At 44.2% G+C, this 24,426-nt stretch carries 17 protein-coding genes; 7 read left to right on the forward strand and 10 right to left on the reverse strand.

The window, feature by feature from the left end; genetic code table 11:
- Positions 1-14 precede the first annotated feature (14 nt).
- The 3 genes from ABV001_RS10195 to ABV001_RS10205 are packed head-to-tail and all read left to right on the forward strand — an operon-like array spanning position 15 to position 5,752.
- Entirely contained in the window at positions 15-3,107 is a 3,093-nt protein-coding gene (locus ABV001_RS10195; RefSeq protein ID WP_352422702.1) for a SusC/RagA family TonB-linked outer membrane protein, read from the forward strand.
- 11 nt (positions 3,108-3,118) lie between these two features.
- Positions 3,119-4,621 carry a RagB/SusD family nutrient uptake outer membrane protein gene (locus ABV001_RS10200; protein WP_352422703.1) on the forward strand — a complete coding sequence of 501 codons (1,503 nt, stop codon included), beginning with the start codon at positions 3,119-3,121 and terminating at the stop codon, positions 4,619-4,621.
- Positions 4,622-4,642: 21 nt separating this feature from the next.
- A complete protein-coding gene (locus tag ABV001_RS10205) occupies positions 4,643-5,752 on the forward strand; it encodes a DUF5005 domain-containing protein (RefSeq protein ID WP_352422704.1) in 1,110 nt (369 codons plus the stop codon).
- A gap of 5 nt (positions 5,753-5,757) precedes the next feature.
- Here the strand turns inward: ABV001_RS10205 and ABV001_RS10210 are convergent, their stop codons facing one another.
- From ABV001_RS10210 to dnaG, 5 genes are all read right to left on the reverse strand, one after another.
- Positions 5,758-6,966 (reverse strand): LL-diaminopimelate aminotransferase, encoded by a 1,209-nt coding sequence (locus ABV001_RS10210; protein ID WP_352422705.1) that lies wholly within the window; start codon positions 6,964-6,966, stop codon positions 5,758-5,760.
- A gap of 129 nt (positions 6,967-7,095) precedes the next feature.
- Positions 7,096-7,935 (reverse strand): diaminopimelate epimerase, encoded by an 840-nt coding sequence (gene dapF / locus ABV001_RS10215; protein ID WP_352422706.1) that lies wholly within the window; start codon positions 7,933-7,935, stop codon positions 7,096-7,098.
- A gap of 299 nt (positions 7,936-8,234) precedes the next feature.
- On the reverse strand, positions 8,235-9,548 hold the full coding sequence (locus ABV001_RS10220; protein ID WP_323424456.1) for an ABC transporter permease: 1,314 nt from the start codon (positions 9,546-9,548) through the stop codon (positions 8,235-8,237).
- Between the two features lie 8 nt (positions 9,549-9,556).
- Entirely contained in the window at positions 9,557-10,456 is a 900-nt protein-coding gene (locus ABV001_RS10225) for an ABC transporter ATP-binding protein (RefSeq protein WP_323424455.1), read from the reverse strand.
- Between the two features lie 119 nt (positions 10,457-10,575).
- Positions 10,576-12,603, reverse strand: coding sequence for a DNA primase (dnaG, locus tag ABV001_RS10230; RefSeq protein ID WP_323424454.1), 2,028 nt, complete (start codon positions 12,601-12,603; stop codon positions 10,576-10,578).
- Between the two features lie 112 nt (positions 12,604-12,715).
- Between dnaG and ABV001_RS10235 the strand changes: the two genes are divergently transcribed.
- Complete coding sequence (locus ABV001_RS10235; protein WP_352422707.1) at positions 12,716-13,735, forward strand: branched-chain amino acid aminotransferase; 1,020 nt, start codon at positions 12,716-12,718, stop codon at positions 13,733-13,735.
- 294 nt (positions 13,736-14,029) lie between these two features.
- Positions 14,030-14,632, forward strand: a complete 603-nt coding sequence (locus ABV001_RS10240) for an RNA polymerase sigma-70 factor (protein ID WP_352422708.1) — start codon at positions 14,030-14,032, stop codon at positions 14,630-14,632.
- Positions 14,633-14,640: 8 nt separating this feature from the next.
- Here the strand turns inward: ABV001_RS10240 and ABV001_RS10245 are convergent, their stop codons facing one another.
- On the reverse strand, positions 14,641-14,946 hold the full coding sequence (locus tag ABV001_RS10245) for a helix-turn-helix domain-containing protein (protein WP_352422709.1): 306 nt from the start codon (positions 14,944-14,946) through the stop codon (positions 14,641-14,643).
- Positions 14,933-15,259: a type II toxin-antitoxin system RelE/ParE family toxin gene (locus ABV001_RS10250; RefSeq protein ID WP_352422710.1), complete on the reverse strand. Its 327-nt coding sequence runs from the start codon at positions 15,257-15,259 to the stop codon at positions 14,933-14,935. Before ABV001_RS10250 ends, ABV001_RS10245 begins: the two co-directional genes overlap by 14 nt.
- Before the next feature lie 171 nt (positions 15,260-15,430).
- Between ABV001_RS10250 and ABV001_RS10255 the strand changes: the two genes are divergently transcribed.
- Both ABV001_RS10255 and ABV001_RS10260 read left to right on the forward strand, forming a co-directional pair.
- A complete protein-coding gene (locus ABV001_RS10255) occupies positions 15,431-16,513 on the forward strand; it encodes a FecR family protein (protein ID WP_352422711.1) in 1,083 nt (360 codons plus the stop codon).
- Between the two features lie 58 nt (positions 16,514-16,571).
- The gene (locus ABV001_RS10260) at positions 16,572-19,217 is read left to right on the forward strand and encodes an outer membrane beta-barrel protein (RefSeq protein WP_352422712.1); all 2,646 of its coding nucleotides are present in this window, start codon (positions 16,572-16,574) and stop codon (positions 19,215-19,217) included.
- A gap of 44 nt (positions 19,218-19,261) precedes the next feature.
- Here ABV001_RS10260 and ABV001_RS10265 read toward each other — a convergent pair whose 3' ends face one another.
- From ABV001_RS10265 to ABV001_RS10275, 3 genes are all read right to left on the reverse strand, one after another.
- Positions 19,262-20,308, reverse strand: coding sequence for a linear amide C-N hydrolase (locus tag ABV001_RS10265; RefSeq protein WP_352422713.1), 1,047 nt, complete (start codon positions 20,306-20,308; stop codon positions 19,262-19,264).
- Between the two features lie 134 nt (positions 20,309-20,442).
- Positions 20,443-21,165, reverse strand: coding sequence for an endonuclease/exonuclease/phosphatase family protein (locus tag ABV001_RS10270; RefSeq protein ID WP_352422714.1), 723 nt, complete (start codon positions 21,163-21,165; stop codon positions 20,443-20,445).
- Positions 21,166-21,174: 9 nt separating this feature from the next.
- On the reverse strand, positions 21,175-23,997 hold the full coding sequence (locus ABV001_RS10275) for a TonB-dependent receptor (RefSeq protein ID WP_352422715.1): 2,823 nt from the start codon (positions 23,995-23,997) through the stop codon (positions 21,175-21,177).
- Between the last annotated feature and the right edge of the window lie 429 nt (positions 23,998-24,426).

The following is a 24,426-nucleotide window of genomic DNA, read 5'->3' on the forward strand; positions in this document are numbered from 1 at the left end:
TAAAAATGATGCACATGAGACCCTTAAAATTATGTTGTTTATTATTATATCTTTGTCTATGGGGTAGCCTATATGCACAGCACAAAGATTATTCAGGTATTGTAACAGAAAATGACGGTACACCCCTTATTGGTGTAAGTGTGCTGGTAAAAAATACCACCAATGGCACTGTAACCGATATCGATGGAAGATTTACCCTACAGGCATCGCCAGGTGATTATCTCGTTTTTTCGTATGTCGGATATGAAACGATTGAAGTACAATTAACAAATAATACCTCTCTCTCAATCACCATGAATGACGAATCCATTTATTTGAATGAAATGGTTGTTGTCGGATATGGACAAATGAAAAAAAGTGACCTGACGGCTGCAATAGCTTCCGTAAAATCAGATGATTTAGTAAAAACTTCGATCACCTCTATAGACCAGGGACTTCAGGGACGTGCTGCGGGTGTAGTAGTGACCAATACCTCCGGTCAACCGGGTGCGGGAACCTCCATTCGCATCCGTGGTACAAGTTCCGTCATGGGGACAAACGAGCCGTTGTATGTGATTGACGGAATACCTGTCATTAATGGGGGTGCGAACTCGGGAGCCATGAATACCCCTCCCTTGAATCCCATGGCACTGATGAATCCAAACGACGTGGAATCAATCGAGGTATTGAAAGATGCTTCCGCCACGGCAATTTATGGAGCACGCGGAGCGAATGGTGTGATTTTGGTAACTACCAAACGGGGAAGTAAAGGTAAAGTACGGACATCGGCAAACGCATATTACGGAGTACAGACCATCGCCAAAAAGATGGATATGCTAAATGCCGAACAGTTGGCAATTCTGGGGAATGAAGCGACAGATAATGCCAATATCGACCGGAAACTGGTATTTGCCGATTTGAACAACTTGAGAAAACAAAGTACGGATTGGCAGAATGAAATTTTCCGTGTAGCTCCTATCCAGAATTATGAATTAGCTTTTTCAGGAGGAAGCGACAAATCAGCCTATTTCCTATCAACCAATTTTTTCTCTCAGGACGGCATCATTCTCGGATCGGACTATAAAAAAGGGAGCCTTCGTTTTAATTTAGACCAGGAATTAAGCGAACGGATAAAAATCGGAAATACAATGAATGTCACTTACAGTCAGTCCAACGGTGTGGTAACCAATTATGAAGGCGCCATCGCTTCCAGTATCACATCCTGGGCTTTAGAAATGAATCCTGGATTGCCGGTGCATAACCCGGATGGAACCTATGTATATGAAAACAATATATCCAATCCGGCTGTGGGTAATCCGGTGGAGGATGCCAATACCTATGAGCAATTGAACAAAACGCTTCGAATAACCGGTAACATGTATGCCGATTTGTTCATTGTGAAAGGATTAAACTTCAGGACAAGTATTGGTCTCGACTATTATAACGTAAAAGACCTGAGTTTTGCGCCTGTCAATATTAAACGGGGAGAGGCCAGTGAGGGTATCGCTACTGTGGGACAGGCAGATGGTTATACCTGGGTTTGGGAAAATACCCTGAATTATAACAACACATTCGCCGAAAAACATTCGGTAAATGCTGTAGCCGGTATCACCACACAGCAATATGAAGGTACCCCGCTTCTGGTATCCAGATCGGGCATTGAAGATGGGCGGTTGGGTTATCACTCTATCCAGGAGGGAACCAAGATTCAATTGGCAAATACGGGATATAGCTCATGGCAAATGTTGTCTTATCTGGCCCGCGTAAATTACGGGTATGACAACCGCTATTTGCTGACATTGACCGGCCGAGTGGATGGATCCTCCAAGTTCGGCACAAATAACAAGTATGGGTTCTTCCCCTCCACTGCGTTTGCATGGCGTATTTCTGAAGAAGCTTTTATGAAAGGTCAAACCACCATAGACAACCTGAAGTTGCGCATAAGCTACGGATTAGTAGGAAATGAAGGAATCTCCCCCTACAGTTCCATGGGGTTATTGCAAGGAACAGAAGCCTACATCGGCACATCCCAAATCATAAAGGGTCAATCTCCCTATACACTCGGTAACCAAGATCTGAAATGGGAAACAACCGCTCAATTCAATGTCGGCTTCGATATCGGTGTGTATAATGGCCGGTATTCCCTATCTGCTGATTACTATATCAAGAAAACAAAGGACCTGCTACTGACCATGCCCACCGAATCGCATATCGGATACGACGTGGCGATGCAAAACGTGGGTAATCTTGAGAATAAAGGATTCGATTTCACATTCAATGCGACACCAGTAGACAACAGCAAATTCAAATGGGAGTCGAACCTGACATTCGGGCTTAACCGGAATAAAGTGACCAACCTGCCGGGTAATGAAAACGGTATTTCCGGCACAAGTATCATGGGGATCAATTATTGGACAAAAATTATGGAAGGCAAACCCATTGGAACCATCTATGGTTATAAAACGGACGGAATTGTACAACTGGGAGAAGACCTTTCTCAAATTGTCCATTTCCCTGGAAGGACCATCACGTACGGTGACAGAAAGTATGTGAATAGAGAAGGAACCAGTGACGTGCTGAATGAGGATGATCTTTTTGAACTGGGAAACGCCAATCCCGATTTCACATACGGATGGAATAACACATTTTCATTGAAACTGGGAGAAAATAAAGGTGTTGTCAATTTGAATCTCTATTTACAAGGTGTGCAAGGTAACTCTATTGCCAATTTCAACCTATTCTCACTCGAAAGTTTTGATGGACAAAAGAATAATTCAACAGCCGCGTTGAAGCGATGGACAACCGATAATCCCACCAATGACTATCCGAGGGCAAATGCTTCGCCTATGTCCAATGTATTTTCTGACCATCAAGTGGAAGACGGTTCCTATTTGAGAATCAAAGATGTTACTTTGTCATATGACTTTCCGGTAAATCTGACAAGAAAGTTTAATTGTAACGCATTACAGGTGTATATAAGTGCAAAAAACGTACACACATTTACCAACTATTCGGGATACGACCCTGAAGTAAGCCGCTTCGGACAGAACAACCTGAGTATGGGCGCCGATTACGGCTCTTACCCTGTACCAAAATTATATATGTTAGGGCTTAAAATGAATTTCTAAAGACTACCACGATGAAAAAAACATATTTATATTTATCAATCTGGATTTCATCCATAGGAATATTTTCTGCTTGCTCCGATTTCCTTGATGAAGAAGCGAAAGGAAGCCAAGTCGATAAGAATTTTTACAAAACCGAGTCCGATGCCGTTGCCGCTACGGATGCCATTTACAGCTACCTGATCTCTGACGCGGATGCATATAATCTGTGGAGTGATAACTTTGGGGGATTATTTTACAATGACTTTTGGGAACTGCCGGAGTTAATGTCCGACAATGCAGTCTCCAAACAGTCGTCTCCTGAATATCAGTCTATTGATAAATTCCAAGTAGACGCATATAGCATCCGGGTTGCCTGTCTATGGCGTGATTTTTATACAACGATTAATGTTTGTAATACGGTAATTGCAAAAGTTCCCGATATTAGCTTTACGGATGAAGTCAAAAAAAATCAATTGATCGCCGAAGCTAAATTCTTCCGTGCATTGTGCTATTTCGAGTTGACCCGTTTCTTCGGAGATGTCCCTTTACATACGGTTCCAACCGAAAGTGTTTCGGAAGCCCAGATTCCAAGGACATCTGTAGTCCAGATCTATCCTGTCATACTGGAGGATCTCGATTTTGCCGAAAAGAACCTGAAATATGAAGATCGCTTGGGTAACGGACGTCCTTATGCATTATCAGCATCTGCTTTATTGGCGAGGGTATATCTGACGTTGGGCCAGAAAGAGAAGAATAACACTTATCTCCAGAATGCGGTAACAAAGGCTGATGCGGTGATTCCTGCTTTTCCAATGGGTTCTTATGAAGATCTGTTTAAACTGGAGAATCGATTTAAAGGAGAACGGATATGGGAAGTCAATTTCAATGCATCGTTAAGCCAGGGATGGAAAGGAAACCAATTCCTCGTCCGGTTATTGCCTAAAATGGATACAGAGAAGGGAGGGCCTAACAATGCCCAAGGATGGGTTGCCGCAACTGACAACCTCTACAATATTTTTGAGCCGAACGATACACGCCGTGACGTGACATTGTTCAAATCATTCACTTACACCGATGGATCCACAGAAACATTCGATGCTCCCTATTTTTGCAAGTATTGGGACAGAATAGCCGAGCCCAAAGGAAATGAATCCAATGCCACATACCCATATCTTCGTACCGCTGAAATGTACCTGATAAAAGCGGAAGCATTAAATGAAATCAATCAAAATCCGACCCAGGCGGCCAAAGATGCATTAAATGCCGTTCGTCGCCGCGCGGGATTAGGTGATACCCCGGCCAATAATTACACGGACTTCAAAAAGGCTGTCTTAGCGGAGAGGCGTATGGAATTTGCTATAGAAGGACATCGTTGGCACGACTTGGTAAGAATGTGCACATTGGACGAAATAAAAGAATTGGTAGGCACAGCGAAACCCGGAGTTGTTCCAAGAGAAGCCAACTTCTTGTTTCCGATTCCTAATAATGACAGGATTATTTCTAACGGGAGATTAACCCAGAATGATGGGTATTAATTAACATAAATCATTACAAAAATGAAAATCAAATTATTTTTATTATCGAGTTTACTATTTGTTCTTTCCTGTCAACAACCGGACAAACAGACAACTAAAGATGATTTTTCCATTGAAGATGGGGAAATAGTGATTGATACCAAAATGTTGGAATTTTTATTTCCTCCCGAAAAAGATATCCTTACTGGAGGTGATGGAGCCATATCCATCCAGATAGATAACTCCAAAAGTTTCTGGTTATGGGGTGATTCTTTTTTAGGTGAAGTCACCGATAACAAAAGGCCGGAATCGTCCACGTTTATCATGGGTAATGTATGGCAACTACTGGATGGAGAAACAGTAAAAACCATAACCGGAGGTAGCCCCCTAAATCCGGAATCATTGTTAACAACAGAAAAAGTAAACGGATATCCGGCCATCCTTTGGCCTATGCACGGTTTTGTAAAGAACGATATAGTCCACGTATTTATGTCCACTATTGTGCAGACAGGGACGGGAACCTGGGATTTTTACTGGTATTCAACCGTGTACTACCGATTGAATCTTTCAGATTTATCAGTTATCGACCAACAGGAATTATTGACTGTAGAACAGACAAACGCGCATTTCGGGTTTGGGGTCACCGAACATGATGGCTTTTATTACGTATATGGTTCAAATCCTCAACCAGACCTCACCGCGGGATTACATGTGGCACGCGCCCGCTTGGTAAATGATAAGTTACAAGATTGGGAGTATTTTGACGGCAACAACTGGGTGCACGATGCGAAAGAGAGCAAATCGTTGCCAGGTATTGACATTCCTGTTTCGGAACAATTCAGTGTCTTTAAGCAGGATAACAAATTCATCCTGTTGACACAAGACAGGTTCAAACCCGAAATTTATACTTTTATTGCCGATACACCTCAAGGACCCTGGTCGAATAAGAAGCTTATTTATACTATACCCGAAGGAGAAGATCCAGCATTATTTACCTATAATGCGATGGCACATCCCCAATATGGTCCGGATGACAATTTATTGGTAAGTTATTGCATAAATGCGAAAAATATCCCCGATTTATATAGTGACGCATCTATTTATAAACCGCGCTTCTTTTGGGTATCGATGAATAGTCTACTGAATAAGTGAAATTTTCAACATCCCCATTTCTTGATCCGTTCTACCGCTTCAGCAGTCTTCTCATGGCTGTTGAAGGCGGTTAAACGGAAATAGCCTTCGCCCTCGGAGCCGAATCCTACGCCGGGGGTGCCTACAATATGGCACTCTTGGAGCAGGCGGTCGAAGAAAGTCCATGAATCCATGCCATCGGGGCATTTTAACCATATATAGGGTGAATTCTCGCCGCCAAAAAAAGTCCATCCTTTCTCTGCCAACCCTCCCCTGATCATCTCGGCATTCTGCATATAGTAAGCGACCATGTCGCCTACTTCCCGCTGTCCCTGGGGCGAATACACCGCTTCGGCCGCTTTTTGTACGATGTAAGGCGTACCATTGAATTTGGTGGACTGGCGGCGGTTCCACAAGCTATGGATCGGGAGCTCATCCCCATCGACAGACCTTGCTTTCAGTGCTTTTGGTACCACCGTATAACTGCACCGCAGACCGGTAAACCCGGCATTTTTGGAGAAAGAACGGAATTCGATGGCACATGCTGTAGCACCCTCAATTTCGTAGATACTCCGGGGCACATCATTATCCCTGATAAAAGCTTCATAGGCGGCATCGAACAGGATAAGGCTCCTGTTTTCCAATGCATATTCCACCCATTGTTTAAGCTGTTTCCTGTCCATCACCGTACCCGTAGGATTATTGGGATAGCATAAATAAATCACATCCAAGTGGTGCGAGGGTATTCCGGGTAAAAATCCATTCTCCTCATTACAGGGGAGTAACACAATTTGGGAGGACTTCCCAAGGCGCATGATATTGGTGTCAAGATAAACCGGATAGACCGGATCGGTAATACCCACCACATTGTCATCCCCCAGGATATCCCCGATATTACCGGTATCGCTTTTAGAGCCGTCACCCACAAAAATTTCGTCGGGTGAGATATCAATCCCTCTCCGCCTGAAATCGATCTCCGAGATCTTCTCCCGCAAAAAAGCATATCCCTGTTCCGGACCATAACCGCGAAAAGTCTCCTTTACACCCATTTCATCCACCGCACTATGCATGGCACTGAGTATGGAGGGTGGTAAAGGTAATGTCACATCACCGATCCCCAGCCGAATAATATCGGCTTCGGGATGTGAAGCGCTGAAATTCTCTACCCTTCTGGCAATAGTACTGAACAGATAACTTTCATTCAGTTGCAGGTAGTTTTCGTTGATCTGGAACATATATTTGATTTGATGATTTACTGATGTGCTGATGTGAATAATATGCCAATAAGACTAATTAGAAAAGAAGTCGGAAGTTGAGAAGTCAAGAAGTTTGGGATTGCCCAACCACTCAGGCACTTAACCACTTTAAAAAATTTCGCCCCGGAACACAAAATGGGCGTCTCCGGTAAGGAAGACCTGGTTATTGTCTTTCTCCCACTCAACCTCAAGGGTGCCGCCTTTTAACTGTACAGAAGCTTTCGGTTCACATCGGCCTGTGATCACTCCGGCGACCAGCGAAGCACAGGCACCGCTTCCGCAGGCAAGCGTTTCCCCGCTTCCCCTCTCCCATACCCGCATTTTCAAATGCGTGCGGTCGGTTACCTCGATAAACTCTACATTGGTACGTTCCGGAAAGAGAGGATGATGTTCTATCTGCGGGCCGATTTTCTCAATTTCAAGATTATCAATACCGTCCATAAAAATAACTGCATGCGGATTGCCCATGGAGACAAAAGTGATATGGTATTCCTGTCCATTCACCCGCAGGGGATAATTGACCATTTCCGGAAGTGTGACCTGGGAACGTAATGAATCCGAAGCTGAGAAGATCGCTTTTCCCATATTTACCCGGACTCTTTCTACTTCATTGCTCTGAGGATTTACCGTCAATGAAAGATATTTTATCCCTGACTTGGTGTTTAATGAGATTTCTTTTTTTGTGGTCAATCCCCTTTCATAAAGATATTTCCCTACGCATCGCGCCGCATTGCCGCACATAGCTCCTTCACTTCCGTCGGCATTGTACATCTTCATCGAAAAATCTCCCTCTGTATCAGGCCCGATAAGCACAAGGCCGTCGCTCCCGACACCGAAATGGCGATCACTTATCCGGCGGGACAATATTTCGGGATCATTTACCTGTTCTTCAAACAGGTTGACATAAATATAATCGTTGCCTGCGGCCTGCATTTTTTCGAATTGCATAATTATCTATTTTTTATCTATCCTACAAAAACGACATCCGAACCGGAAATAATAACCTATTATCCAAAAACACCTGCGCGATTCCACAGAATCAGGCAAGTGCTTTAAGATTATCATACTCACTCATCCATATTTCATCCGGCTTATCGTCAGTCGGACATCGTCATCACGAAATATTTGCTTTAGTGAATAACTCCCTCATTCCTGTTTCAAAACAACCGTTTTAAATAGACAATTGTTTATTTTTCTACAAAAATACTACTTTTTGTCGATTTTTAGCGTAAAATACAATCAAAATTTTATTTATACTTTACCCATTTGATCATTTCCTTGATGGAAGGTTTTTTACCGTACATCAGGATACCAACCCTGTATATCTTGGCGGCAAGGATGGAGATCAGGATAAATGTCCCGTAGAGCAATACGATCGATAACAGCTTTTCCCACAATGGAATTCCAAACGGGATACGCACCATCATTACAATAGGCGAACTGAACGGAATCAATGATGTCCAGAAGGCCAGCGGTCCATCGGGATTGTTCACGCTATAGATTCCGGCCATGAAAGCAAATACGATCACAAGTGTCACAGGTGTCATAAACTGCCCGGTATCCTCATCACTATCCACTGCGGATGCAAACATGGCAAAGATTGATGCGTACAATATATATCCCCCGATAAAAAAGAGGATGAAATAGAACCCAATCTCTAACCAGTTGATAGACATCACCGTATTCATCATCCCTTCCATATCGAAGTTCCCCATCCCGGTCGTCATGGCAGTTGCGTCCATTTGTCCATGAGTGGCCATAAAAAAGGAGAGCCCACTGAAAAAGAGTCCCATCAATACCCCCCAGATAGCCAGCTGCGTAATGCCGACCAGCCCTATTCCTATTATTTTACCTACCAGCAGGTTGACCGGCTTCACGGAAGAGACCATCACCTCTACGATACGGCTCTTTTTCTCTTCCAGTACCGCCTGCATCACCATGTTCCCATACATCAGTATAAACATATAGATGAGGATGGTGAACAGCATTCCAATGATGGTCGCCAGTTCGGTGGACGATTCTGAGACACCCCCGCCGCTGTCGAGGCGGAATGTGCGCAGTGAGACCCTTGATCCTTCTTCCACGATGGAACGGACCTGTGTAATGGCTTCCCTATCTACATTGCCCGATGATGAAAGATCATCCAGTTTTTGTTGTGTAACCTTCTCACTCAACGCACTTACAATCATAGACTGCAATTCCTGCGGCGCCTGCTTTTGGGATGTAAGTGAAACCGCGCGGGGGTCTTTGTGCAGGTCTTCCGTGATTTGCAAAATGGCAAACAGATCCTTTCCCAACCGGGACTCCGTATCCTGCTGTTCCGATTTGCCTACGACTTGAAATTGGTAAGTATCGGTCGATTTCAGGAGAGGTGCATAGATGCCTGTATTGTCTATGACGGCTACATTTTTCACACTACCGTCGTTAAGCGTGGAAAGCCACAGGGGTACTAATGACAAAGCCACCATCAGCACCGGCATAAGGAGCGTGAGGATAATGAATGATTTTTTTCTTACCCTGGTGATGTATTCCCGTTGTATAACTAAGCCTAATTTGTTCATATCTTATATTATTTTGTTACAGTGCGGATGAATACATCGTTCATGGTAGGCAGTTCTTCATCGTAACTCACTACCTCATATCTGTCGAGGATTAATTTCATCAATTCATTGTTGCTGATATCACCTACCTTTTGGATACGCAGATCGATAAATTCATGGTAAAGTTCTTTCGACAACAAAGCAAAGGAAGGATGTGCCAGGTCGAATTCATTCCCCAGCAGGCGGAAGCGGAAAATATTGGGACGATGTTTCTTGCGGATATCGAACACTTTTCCTTGCAATACCACCTGCGACTTATGGATCAGTGCGATATTATCACACAGTTCCTCCACCGACTCCATATTGTGGGTGGAAAGGATGATGGTCTTCCCTTCATCCTTGAGTCTCAGCATCTCCTTTTTTACAATATCCGCATTGACAGGATCAAAACCACTGAAAGGTTCATCGAAAATCAGCAGGTCGGGATTATGGATCACGGTGGAGATAAACTGCACTTTCTGCTGCATCCCTTTCGACAGCTCTTCTACTTTACGGTTGTACCAGTCCATAATGTCGAACCGCTTAAACCATATCATCAGTTCCCGATGGGCGTCTTTCTTCGATAAGCCCCTCAGCTGTGCCAGATACATCGCCTGCTCCCCTACTTTCATCTTTTTGTACAAACCGCGTTCTTCGGGCAGGTAACCTATCTTGTATACATCCTCGGCTTTTGAAGGACTCCCGTCGATCATCACGTCCCCACTGTCGGGAGCGGTAATACGGGTAATGATGCGGATCAGTGTAGTCTTACCTGCACCGTTCGGCCCTAACAACCCGAAGACAGTGGCACGGGGCACCTGAATACTCACATTATTCAATGCCAGATGATTGGCATACTGTTTTACTACATTTCTGGTTTCTAAGTACATCTATTTTCAATTAATTACTAATTACTAATGACCAATTACCGCGTGAAACGGACTATCGCACGAAGTGCAAATATCAGCGCAGCTACTATCGCGAAACGCACTATCAGCGAAGTTAATTATCAGTATTTCAATATAATCCTTTCGCCTAACTCTTTCGAGAGAATTTTCTTTATCTCCTGAAGTTGTTGTAGCCGGACAATAAGAGAGAGCGAATCATCCTCATTGCTCTGTTTCATGTCCTCCTTTATTTGTTTTATCTGCTGCAGGACATAGGCATTCTTCAACTCCGTGGTAGCGCGGGGCACATAGGAATTCAGCAGATTCTCCTCCAGCAGTCGGGAATCTTTGTCCCCGAGTTCTTCACCCAATATCTTCGCATGTATTTTACTTAGTTGATACCGGTCGCTCATCAACTCCGATGCCAATTTGCTGATAGCCGGATCGGCATGCGAGAGAAAGTGGCGGCCGGAATCAAAATCCAGATCCTCAATATACGCCACAGCCTCTTCAAAAACCCGTCTGTACAAACCGGTGGTAAATGTGATATTATCACGCTCCAGGTCGAACTTCACAAACTCGGTGACACCCGGCCCCTCTTCTACCAGCACATCCTCCTCGATGACCTCCTTACCTTGTTTCCGTTTTTGTTTCTCAAACTTCCGGTAAATAGGCCTGTTACCGTAGCGGACTACATAGCGGAGTATCTCTTTTTCATATTTTTCGTAAGGACTTTTTTGAAAAACCTTGCTTTTCGCCTCTTCTCCGGGTATGGGCATATCTTCCGCTTCATGATCAGGCGGTAAGACAGGCGCTTTTTCTGTTTGGTCTTTTTTCCTTTCGTAGTTGCGACGACGTATCTTATTGATCTCCGAGATCAGTACCCGTTCCTGCGTATTCAACAGTTGGGAGCATTCCTGTATATAAACAGAACGCATAATCGTATTAGGTATCAAACCGATACTCTCTACCACGCTCGATATCAATCCGGCCCGTTTGACGGGATCATCTCCTACTTCTTTCAGCAATAGTTGTGTTTTAAACCGGATGAAATCGACCTCCTGCTCAGCGATATATTGATGAAACCCCTCTGCATTCTGCTTTCTGGCAAACGAATCGGGGTCTTCCCCTTCGGGAAGGAGCACCACCTTCACGTTCATTCCGTCTTCCAGCAGCAGGTCGATTCCCCTCAATGCCGCTTTTATTCCTGCCGCATCGCCGTCATACAAGACAGTAATATTCTCGGAGAAACGGTGTATCATGCGGATCTGGCCGTAAGTAAGCGCCGTTCCCGATGATGCCACTACATTCTCAATACCCGCCTGATGCATCGAGATCACATCGGTATATCCTTCCACCAGGAAGCATTTGTCCTGTTTTACTATAGCATTTTTGGCGAAATAGATTCCATAGAGTTCCTTGCTTTTGGAATATATCTCACTTTCCGGAGAATTCACATATTTCCCCGTATTCTCCACCTTTTTGAGGATACGCCCGCCAAAAGCAACTACCTTTCCCGAAAGTGTATGGACGGGGAAAATCACTCTTCCCCGGAACCGGTCATAAAGCGGCTGATTGTCATTACCGGTGGACAACCCCGTTTTGAGCAGGTAATCCCGTTTATATCCGGCTTTTTGCGCTTCCACCGAGAAGGCGTCACGTTGTTCCAGATTGTAACCAAGCTGGAACTTTTTCACGATATCGTCCCGGAATCCCCTCTCCTTGAAATAACTAAGTCCAATTGCTTTACCTTCGGGATGGGTATGCAATATCTTTACAAAATAATCGCGGGCATATTCATTGAGGATAAACATGCTGTCGCGATCACTCTGCGCCTGTTTTTCCTCGTCGGTAAATTCTTTTTCCACGACCTCGATATTGTACTTCTTGGCAAGGTACTTCAACGCCTCATAATAGGAAAGCTGTTCATGCTTCATCACGAAGTGTATCGGGGTCCCTCCTTCGCCGCAGGCAAAACACTTGCAGATATTTTTGGCAGGAGAGACGTAAAACGAGGGCGTACGGTCGTCATGGAACGGACATAAACCCACATAGTTCACACCCCGCCGGCGGAGTGTGACAAAATCGGACACGACATCTACAATTTGTGCCGCATCCTGAATACGTCCTATAGTTATCTGATCGATCATTTGGCAGCACGAAAATAATGATTTTTCCTGTAAAAAAATGCTAATTGAAAAAATAAAGCCCTATATTTGTAGTGTATTTAGTCTAATTCAAATACTATTAAATATTAAGAAGATGGATGCAATCGACTGGTCGGGTTTATCATTCGGCTACATGAAAACTGACTATAACGTCCGCTGTTATTACCGCGACGGCAAATGGAGTGATATCGAACTGGAAACATCAGAATATATCAACCTCCACATGGCGGCTACCAGCCTGCATTACGGGCAGGAAGCCTTTGAAGGGCTGAAAGCATTTCGCGGGAAAGACGGGAAAATCCGCATTTTCCGGATGAGGGAGAATGCATTGCGCCTGCAATCCTCCTGCCGTGGTATCATGATGGCGGAACTACCGGTAGAACGCTTTGAAGAGATGGTGCTACTTGCCGTAAAGAAAAATGCACGTTTTGTACCACCCTACGAAAGCGGGGCATCCCTTTATATCCGGCCATTGCTCATCGGCACCAGTGCCCAGGTGGGGGTAAAGCCGGCCAAGGAATACACTTTCCTGATCTTTGTCACACCGGTAGGCCCTTACTTTAAAGAGGGATTCAAACCCACTCCTATGGTCATCATGCGTGAATATGACCGGGCGGCACCCCTCGGTACAGGAACGTTTAAAGTGGGAGGCAACTATGCTGCCAGTCTGTGCTCAGGAGAGAAAGCACACGATATGGGCTATTCCGCCGTGCTCTATCTCGATGCCAGGGAAAAGAAATATATCGACGAATGTGGTCCTGCCAACTTTTTCGGAATCAGGAACAACACCTATATCACCCCCAAATCGGAATCCATTTTACCTTCCGTCACCAACAAAAGCCTGATGCAACTGGCTGAAGAGTTGGGAATGAAAGTGGAACGCCGCCCGGTGTTGGAAGATGAACTGGCCACTTTCGAGGAAGCGGGCGCCTGCGGTACGGCAGCCGTGATCAGTCCCATTTTACGGATCGACGACCTGAGCGAAAACAAGAGTTACCATTTTTCAAAAGACGGCAAACCGGGACCGGTTAGCGAAAAGCTATACCATAAACTGCGGGCTATTCAATATGGCGATGAACCCGATAAGTACGGATGGGTAACGGTGGTGGAGTGAGTCGAATATATTGTTGGGGAAAGAAAAAAATATAACTATGTTTTTAAAATTGCGTATCACTACGAAAAAATAAAAACATAGTTAAGATTTTGGTTGGATTAAAAAATCAATGCGCGTAATTCTATTTTTCAATGAATCCATTGCAAATATAGGACATTCATACCAACCGGCAGAGGCTTCCTGGTAACTATTTCCTCATTCGGGGAAAATTTCCACACTGACCCATCATTGTATTTTTATTAGCTTGCGGATACGTATTGTCGACTTTGGAAGTGTCTTCATCTTAAAAACCGTATGCAACGATCCGAACCCGACATACGACTATTGTTCGTCCGCATAAAAGAAGGTGACAAGGAAGCTTTTAATCGTTTATTCCGGTTGAAATACGAAGCCCTTTTAAGTTTTGCGAAGAACTATCTGGGTGATACCGGAAAAGCCGGAGAGGTTGTCTCCGACCTGTTCGTCTGGCTTTGGCTGAATCGTGCGCAAGTTGCAGAAATTGATTCTCCGGATATTTATCTCTTTAAAAGCGTGAAAAACCGTTGTCTGAACGCATTGAGGAACAAAAATAAAGTCGTGCCTATCGATGAACAACCGCTACCTGTACAACCATCAGCCGACAATACGCCGCTTTCACTAATGGAACATAAGGAATTATCGGCAAGGCTGCACGCACTTATCGAAAATCTCCCCACCCAGCAGCGGCAGGTATTCAAAATGATCAAGGAAAGTGGTTTATCCGCCCGACAGACCGCTAAAATTCTCGATCTTTCACAACGGACTGTCGAAACCCATCTCTATAAAGCCGTGAAAAAACTGGAAGAAGAAATTTTCCTCTATTTAGGTTATTCTCCGCGCAAAAAACAAATGAAAAAGATGCTGGCAGTGTTGTGGTAGTTTCAAAATCAACCCACTTGCCGGGTGATTTCTACTCTCAAATTCAAAGCATTCATGATACGGTAAAAGAATCCTACACTCGGATTGACAATACCGTTCTCTATTTTTGAGATGTAAGATTTATCCACTCCGAGCCGTTTGGCCAGTTCCGACTGGGTGATCTTTTCAGTTCTTCGCGCATCCAAAATAACCTGCCCCGTATAAAAAGCATAAGCTTTTTCATCAAATTCAGCACGTTCGGGGGTACCGGGTTTTCCGAATTCTTTTGCCAATTCAGCACTTAAATCTCTTATTTCATTATCATTCTCTTTCATAATAGGCTGCTTTAATCTTTAATGCTTTCTCTATTTCTCTTGTTGGAGTCTTTTGCGTTTTCTTTTGAAAACCATTAAAAAGAACAACTATTTTATCTCCATCAAAAATAAAAAATAGACGGAATATATTTCCACTATATGCTATTCTCAATTCATACAAACCGTCTTTTATATATTTGATAAATTTGACAGGCAATCGATCATAAGTTTCGAGCAATGATAATACATATTTTACTTTCAATTGCTCTTTATCGGTCAATGAATGTAAAAATGTATGATAGTAATCCCCAAAAGCAATAACTTTCCTTCTCATACAATTTATATTACGGTCATATGAACACTTTCAAAGGACAAATATATGAATAGTTGATATATATTGCAACTTTCCCCGACTATTTTTTATCTATTTGGTCAAAATTTTTCTCCCCGCTACGTATTTCCTGTTGTTGCTGTGTCTTCATTATAAACGACAAACTTTACAGCAATGACAAAAAAAACATTCGCCGCTTTGCTATCCAAGGAGATCGGCGGCAATATATCGGAAAAAGAACGGAGTGATCTGCATCGGGTTCTGGCAGAAGATCATCGGCTGAAAGGTATCTATGATGAAATAGAAACTTTTATGCAGGAGAAAGAATCGTTGACCGATGTGGATATTGATGCCAAACTGGATGACGTATGGGATAAAATCGCCCAAATACCTGAAATTGATTACCACAGGCTGAAACAACGCAAACGAATAAAACCTTCCGCCATTGTTTGGGATCCGCAAGAGTTGTCCCGTATATCAAAACCGAGAAAACATATTATTCCGGTATGGGCACGGATTGCCGCGACGGTAGCGATCCTGCTTGGATTAAGCTGGCTGGCCTACTACGATTCTCAGCCCGGGGAAGATCTATATAGCCAGGTAATGGAGTCAGGTAATGAAAACCTGTACGCAGTCCTTGATGACGGTACACAGGTATGGCTCAATAAACACTCCCGGATCGCTTATAACAACCGTTTCGGAGAGAAACACCGGAAAATACGCCTTACGGGGGAAGCCTTCTTCGATGTGGCACACCGCCCCGAAGTACCTCTCACCGTAACCGCCCGTGACATAGATGTGACGGTAAAAGGAACAGCTTTCAATGTGGATGCCGCTTCGCAGGATATTGAAGTAGCATTGATCCGTGGATTGGTAGCCGTGAAAGACAACCGCAAAAAAAACTCCAAAGAGGTGCTGCTGCAACCCAACCAGAAAATCGTAGTACGCGACGGGCATATCCTATCGGGCGACAGCAGTTACGTAGTCCTCGACATAGTACAGGAGAACGACACGATTATCCCTGAAACACAATGGTTGAAAGGCTCACTGGTTTTCCAGAAACAACGGTTTTCCGATTTGGCCAAACTGATGGAAAAGCGCTACAAGGTAACTATACAGATAAAAAACAGCGCGTTGGCCGGACAACGTTTCACGGGAAGCATCAAGAGCGAGACACTGCAGCAGATGCTCGACGCCCTGAAACAATCCTACCCCTTCACCTACGAAATAAATGGCAAAGAAGTGATTATCCGTTGAGTTGAAAAATATCCCCTGCCACTTCCATCATGTAGGAGGGAACTAAAATAGAACATATATGCAACATATAAATGCACTTTATTTAAAAATAACACGACTTTCAATTACTCTACTTTTTCTGACGACCGGTTTGCAGGCGCAGACAAGCCTCGTCACTGTTTCTGCAACGAACGCGTCCGTGAAGGACGTGTTCGCTGAGATACAACAAAAAAGCGGTTACCGCATCCTCTACAACGACGAGATTGTGCCGGACGAGCTGCGGGTAACGATCTATGCTGAAAATAAACCGGTAAGGGAAGTACTCAATACGATGTTACTTAATACGGAGTTAATTTTCGTGATGCCGTCGGACGAACTGATCATCATTACCAAATCTGAATATGTACGGGATCGACAAGAGATATTCGGCACGGTGACCGATGAAAACGATGAGCCAATATCCTTTGCCAATGTAGTTTTATTCCTTGCCAACGACACAACCCAATTCGGCTATGGGGCTGTAACCGATTACGAGGGCTATTACAAACTGTCCGGCGTGAAACCGGGTGATTACCGGCTGCGGATCTCTTTTATGGGTTACAAAACAGCTTATACCGGTCTGTATATCCCGGCAGATAGCCGTGAACCGGTCATCTCCAATTTCAAACTGGAAAAAGATATCACCCTATTGGAGGAACTGGTGGTGGAGGCTGATCATCCCGTAATGAAAGTAGATCGGGAGAAAATCATTTACCACATCCCTACCTTTCTAAAAAACAAACCGGTAACAAATGCCTACGAGGCGATTAAGGAAATTCCGGGAGTTATGGAGCAGGATGGGTTACTGTCTCTCATCGGTACAAACGGAATGACCATTCTTTTGAACGGTCAGAAAAGCTCTTTGCCTTATGAGCAATTAATGGAGACATTACGTGGCATTCCGGTCTCACGCGTGGAAAATATTGAGGTGATGTACAGTGCGCCACCACAATACAATGTGCGTGGTGCAGCGATCAACGTGGTACTGAAACAGATTTCAGACGAAAACAAGGAACAGGATGTATGGCAAGGTGAAACAGCGGTCGATTACATGCAACGCCATTATGCCGGTGGCAACGGCCGGGCCAATCTCCTCTACCTGGGAAAACATACTTCGGTAGATGCATCTTATTCTTACAGGAACGGCAAAAGGTTCAATTCGGAAGAACTGACGGCAGCACATACCTTGCAAGGCAGAGTGTACGATATCACACAACACAGCGAGGGGCGATCAAAAGGTCAAAACCACACTGCCCGACTGGCTTTACAGCAAACGTTGAAAAATAAAGACAAAATAGATATTGCCTACACCGGCATGTTTTATGATGGAAAGTCTGACCGGATAGCCGGCACAGATATTTCAGGAGCGATAACCGATATGAAGACCAGCTCCGAAGGTTCTTCCTCCACACACAACATAAAAACTGATTATAACGCCCATTTCGGATTGAATATCGGCGCGGATTATACTTCTTTCAACGATCGATCGGACTATCTCATGCAAAACTCATTCAGGAATGCTGAGGACGTGACGGAACAACTTGCTTACGCCTCCAGACAGAAAATCGACCGTGTGGTAGCCTATGCCAACCAGTCGCACCTGCTCAAGAAAAATTGGAGCATTGATTATGGGATCAATTATTCGGGAGTGCGTGTCAAAAACCGATCCGATGCCTTGAAAGATGGCGTTGAATATGATGAAGCTACCTTCGATACCCGGCAGCAGGAACATATCTGGAACTTCTTTGCGGGATTCTCCAAAACGTTCACCGACAAATTATCCGCCCAGGCATCTATCGCCATGGAATATTATAATGCCAAAGAAAAGTCCCGGGAAACCGAAAAACAACTTTGGAATGATGTGGCATGGTTTCCCACGGTGAATATAAGCTACCGTCCCGCTCCCATGCATATCTTCCAGTTCGCCGTTTCGTCCGACAAAAGATATCCCTCTTACTGGAATATGAGTCCGAATATGTTTTATTTCAGTTCCTACGGGGTAGTAATAGGGAATCCTTATCTCCGCCCACAGAGAGATTACAGCGTGGGATTGACCTATATCTTCCGGCAGAAGTATGTGCTCCGTCCCTATCTGAACTACATTCCCGGCTATTTTGCGCAATTACCCTATCAATCGCCCCACGAACTGCGACAGGAATTCCTGGAACAGAACTATACCTATCGCCGGAATATCGGGTTAATGGCTGTGATACCGTTACATATCGGCAAGCGCATTTCATCGAGGTTTATCGCCAACGGAGTATACTGGAGAGAGAAAGACAATGAGTTTTTTGATATTCCGTTCGACAGGGAGACTGTGGTCGGGATATTCCAGATGAACCACGACATCATCCTCGCGTCCCGACCCGACCTGAAGATGAATATTTCGGGATATGTCTCCACGCCAAGTGCCACACAGGGTATCTATGACCTGGGTGCTTCGGGTAACCTCTCAGGAGCATTCACCTGGACGTTCCATGAAGACCGCGCCAGGCTGATCCTGAAAGCCGATGATATCTTTAGTACAAGGATTCCCAGAGCATCCATCGATTTTAAAGGGCAGAAAAGCAGCCTGAAAGCATTTCAGGACGCCCGGTTATTTTCCCTCTCTTTCGTTTACCGGTTTGGAGGGTACAAAGAAAAAGAACGCAAAGAGGTAGATACTTCACGATTCGGCGGGCTTTAGCTATCTTTTAGAAAAACTATAATAATATGTCCCTCTCTGTTTTTTCAGATACCCATAAATTTAAATGCGGGTGCAGGTTTAAAAGAGCTGTTTGCCTTTCCGCTGTATGTCTCAAAATTGTCCAAATGCAATTTCATCACTTTTCCCTTCTCACTCAGGTCAAAATCTGTCAGATTCACCCAAAATGTATTGGGAGTCAGTGCAGTCTCGAAGAAATAGACTAAATTTTTTTGATCCGATACAGACCGCCAACGGGTAGATGAAATGTTAGGTTCTGTTTCGGAAGAGATGCCGAACGGCACAGAGCAATTCCGAATGACGCTAAAGACACTGGCTATAGAAGTGCGGATATCGTCGGTTTGAGGAATAGCATGAATGTAATAGGAGGCACGGACAAAACGGTCGGCAGCCCGGTTAGTTCCCGGAAGCATCATCGTCCCGGGTATTCCTTTCCAATATTCATTCAATGCCAGTTGTTGATCAAAAACAGGAGAGTTGGTCATAACCACATAAGAAGGATCATGATGAATAACCAATTTTCCATTTATATATTCAAAAATTGCGTTGTCACCATGCGCATCGGATATCGATAAATGTAAGGTCGTAAACTTATCAGTGCCGGGTATGTAATCACTCACCAGGACAAATGGTTCATCTTTCAACCGCTTAACAGCTTCCTCTACTGTCGCAAAATTATCTAACACATACTGGGCCCATAGAGAGATTGCTATCCCCTGTTTTGTACCGTTGGGATCGAATTGAGGATATTCTGACTCAACAAGCCATAATACATTGGTCACCAATCCTTTTTCGTTCATACCGTCTGCCGTTGCAATATCCCATGCACTCGCAATGATGCTACCATACTTCGATGTCCATTCTACAGAAAGTGGACCTACCTCTCCATTGCGTTGCATCCCTTTGGGAAATACCCATAAGTTAGCGTCTATTTCACTCTTCCAATCCATTGAGCGGGCTGTTATCACAGTATTCTCCGGCCCTTTATATACAACACGTGTGCAAGCGTAAGCAGACGGATCAAGTATCGAACTTATCAAAGTCAGAAAAACAACCAAACTAAAAACCTTCATAACAGTATAGTTTTATTTAAATTAATACAAATAAGATCTTTTTATACTGAAACCATTTTAGCTTGCTTTTGTTCAATCAATAAACAATATCACAGAATTCTATAATGACGCAACTTGCTATTATTTAAAATATATTACTTTATTCGCAGCACCGACATACAAGGTAAATGATCGTAAATATAGTTCAGTTGGCACCGGCGTGTTTCAGCATCGAAAGCCTCGGCATGCAGGTTGATTACTCTAAATGGTTTTACCGGATGATTCACCGTTACGATCTGCGCCAAACGATCCAGATACAACGCGTTGTAATAAAACGGATTGCTTTTTACTTTTTCTAGGCGACGGACCTCCTGATCGGGTAACGGATATGCACTCATAACAGCCTGCCCCGAAAGTACCTTTCCGAAATGCACTTTCGGCGGCCACATCGGGAACGGTACATACCGCTTATCCCAATTAACTGCAAAAGCGCCATACTGAAACAACGAATCACATATCATCTTCGCCTGATCCGTGCGATAAGAGCGTTCACTATTGAAATCGATTTCCTGAAACCCGACAATATCGGCATTCAGGGCGCGAAGCGCGGGAATAATCCGTTTTTCGTTATTCGCGTAAAATTCACGGGTGGGACGTTGCGGCGTATTATTCGTCATGCCCGACAGATAACCGATGTTATAGGTAACCACACATAAAATACTATCGTTCCGATGTCCGGTATCCGTAGCCGTTGCCTGGTAAAGTATATTGTAATCGCTTTCGGGAACAGTAGGACTTTTTGCCCAAAAGAAAAAAACGACAAGTAGAATCAATATTGAAATCAATATGATACCAGTTGTTTTCAAAATTCTGCTCATATTGCGCAACTATTTTAAACTATAACTCACTTCCACACCGAACATACGCGGAGAACCGGCTATATAGGTCGGAATACCGAAATTCCTACCGGTATTTCCGGCGTCGATAATATATTTTTCATTGAATATGTTGTTCATAAAGAAAGTCAGATGAAGATGCTGCTTAGGCAAGCGGAATCCGGTGCGAATATTCAACAATCCGTATCCTTCTTGTGATTCGTTTTCCTGATTGTCCTCTTCAAAATAGACTTTCGATTTGAATTGATATACCGGCCGTATGAAAAAGGCAACATTGCGCGCGATACCAACGGAAGCGTCAAATCCGAGGGCAAAGCTGTTTTCCGGCGTCAGGCGGAACGTGTTTCCGGCATATTCCTGCTTGTTTCCGTTTGCGTCTTCGTCATCGAAAGTGGCATGTATATAGGCATAATTGCCAAATGTTTGGAAACCGGGGGTCAGCTGCCATTTAAACGATGTCTCCAATCCGTACGAGGTGGCGTCGCCTGCATCTACCGTGATGGATTGAAGCGACTGGGGGTCGATAGTACCGGTCTGGAAATGTGAATATTTATAATAATAGAAAGCGCCGTCCACATATAAATTGCCGTTCAGGGCCAACCCTTTCACTCCTACCTCATAACTGTTTACCAACTCATCGTGCAATACCTGCGGTTCATAACTGCTTGTCAGCCCGTCCGTATTCGGATTCGATTTAAACTGGATCACGTTGGGGCGACGGCCGTGGGCAAACGTGGCATATGTTTCCCAATTGGGATCGATAGCATAGTTCAAAGCCGCACGACCAACAACGGAATGAAACTTTTTCCCATGGGTGAGTTTACCGTCAGTAGGCATAAACAGCAGGTTGGTCCCGGCTTGGCGCAACATACCCAAATGTGCGATATCGCTTCCGCCTGCCTCAAATCCCGACTCGATGTTTTCAAATGTATAACGGATACCTGCCGTCGCTTTCAATTTTCTCGTAATGGCATACGTGCCGTCCGCAAAAACTTCGAAAGACGAATTATTACCGTAATTCTTGTAATATTCTTTATGCGTCTCGCTTAACGGAGCCTGTAACAGTTTCAGCGTTGGGTCATTCAACGCTTCTGCAAGTTGTGGATTACTTAATGCCTGTTGCAAAATAGCCGCCGTTACCGGATCGGTTGTTGCTATTTGCGCGATAACAGGGTTTGTAGGCGATGGATCTGCTAAAATAGCTTTCAACAATGGCGTAAAGTTAATCAAATCACCTACGGAAGCGGGCAGAACGGCATTTCCGTCGTTATCGATCAATGGGACAGCCGTAAATTCAATATTGTTCAATCCCAATTGTGTAATCATATTGTTAATGGCAGCATCGGGCAATCCGGCACCTTGACCCATTAAGGTCAATGCTTCGGCCAAATCGCCGAAGTTCTTCTTCAGCAACGGGTTTAATGCCGGTGCAGCCAACGGCGATACCAATGCCAGGAAACTACGCTCATCGGTCTGCAACGGAACCCGTTGCCATCCGTTCTCACTAAAATAGTTTGCTCCGGCAAAACCTTGAAATTTATTCCCGATATTGAAATTCATGCGAAGTTCCTGGCTGAATTGGCGTCCGTAAGCCTCTTCCGCAAAAAACAACGCCGGAGCCACGGTTCCGTCCGCATCGAATTGCTCATTCGAATCAAATTCGCGATAAGCGGTGATGGATGTCAACGATAGATTAGGATGAAAGTGATGTCTACCCTGCAATGTAAGTCCCCACACGGTACGGTCTAAACCGAGATTTTCCCCCTGCTCCAGATCGGCAAACGTATTCGGGCTTAAATCACCGCCTTTGGGCGCGTACGTCCCGCTTTTGAAGGAGGTTCCCGGAGGCGTATCGTTCTGATAGTTATAAATGAGCGTGAAATTGGTTTTAGGAGTCACACGGTAAGCCAGCGATGCACGAAGGGCTTTGGTATCTTTTCCGTTCAATGTGCCGCCCGAAAGATTGTCGATGAATCCGTCCCTGAATTTATAAATTCCGGCTGCGCGAAACAGCAACTGATCTTTTACAACCGGTGCGTTTACAAATCCTTCGGCATGTTTATATCCGAAATCTCCCAAACCGAGCGTCGCACCTGCATCTACAAAGTTTTTCGGTTTGTTTTGGATGAAATGCAACGCCCCGATCTGTGCTCCGCGTCCAAAGAGTGTTCCTTGCGGACCTTTCAGCACTTCGATACGCTCCATATCGAAAACTTCGATAACGGAACCTCTCGATTTGCTGATAGAAACGCCATCCTGAAAAATTGAAACCCTCGGTTCGATATTTGCCGCACCGTCATCACTTGTAATACCGCGGATTACAAATCCGGGATTGTTGGGGCTCTGCACCTGAACTTCCAGGCCGGGAATGTATGCAGCCAATTCATTTATTTCGGATTGTCCGGTCTCTTTAATGAATTGACTGCCGAGAGACGTGAGCGCCGAGGGGATATCTTTGATGGATTGCTCTCTTTTCTGAGCCGTAACAACCAATCCTTCCAGTACAATCCCCGAACTCAACTGAAAGTTTACGGTCAGGCTATTTCTGACTTCAACGCTTTTTTCCTGTGCTTCATATCCTACATAGAGCGCGGAAAGCGTGTATCTGCCGGCCGGAACATTTCTGATGAGATATTGTCCGTTCAAATCGGTGGCAGCGCCATGGGAAGTTCCGTCTATGACGATATTCACACCCGGCAGGGCTTCTCCGTCCGTATCCGTTACTTTTCCTTCAATTATAAAAGTCTGTTGGGAGAATACACTCAAAGAAAACACAAGAAACAGGAAAAGCGCAAGAAGAGATTTTTTACTCATTTTTCCGAAATTTTGAGGTTGATAAATCTAATACATCTGGAATGTAAAGAAAGACAAACCCCCTCGATTTTTCCGAAAAATGCGGTTAAGTTTTTGTGAATTTTTCAGGGTAAAATAATAGAAGGTTACCCCTTATTCCGTTCCCTTCGTTTTATGCGGGTATATTCCTTTTTTCGCAGGCGGGAAGCGTTCATACATTCCGAATGTTTTTCGTTCACCTTCTTTTTTCTATGTTCCCGCAGGCCGAACAAACAACCCGCGGGTAATGATGATATGCTGATTTGGCAATATGCTAATTTGTTGATTAATGTGCACATTGCCAATTATTAATTGTTTATTTTATGAGTTTACACAAAAAAAAACGTGTAAACCAATAAATAAAAGAACGCTTTGCCAATTGCCAATTTACTTTTTTGTGACCTCCAGTGA

The sequence above is a fragment of the Proteiniphilum sp. genome (assembly GCF_040307845.1).
Lineage (GTDB): Bacteria > Bacteroidota > Bacteroidia > Bacteroidales > Dysgonomonadaceae > Proteiniphilum.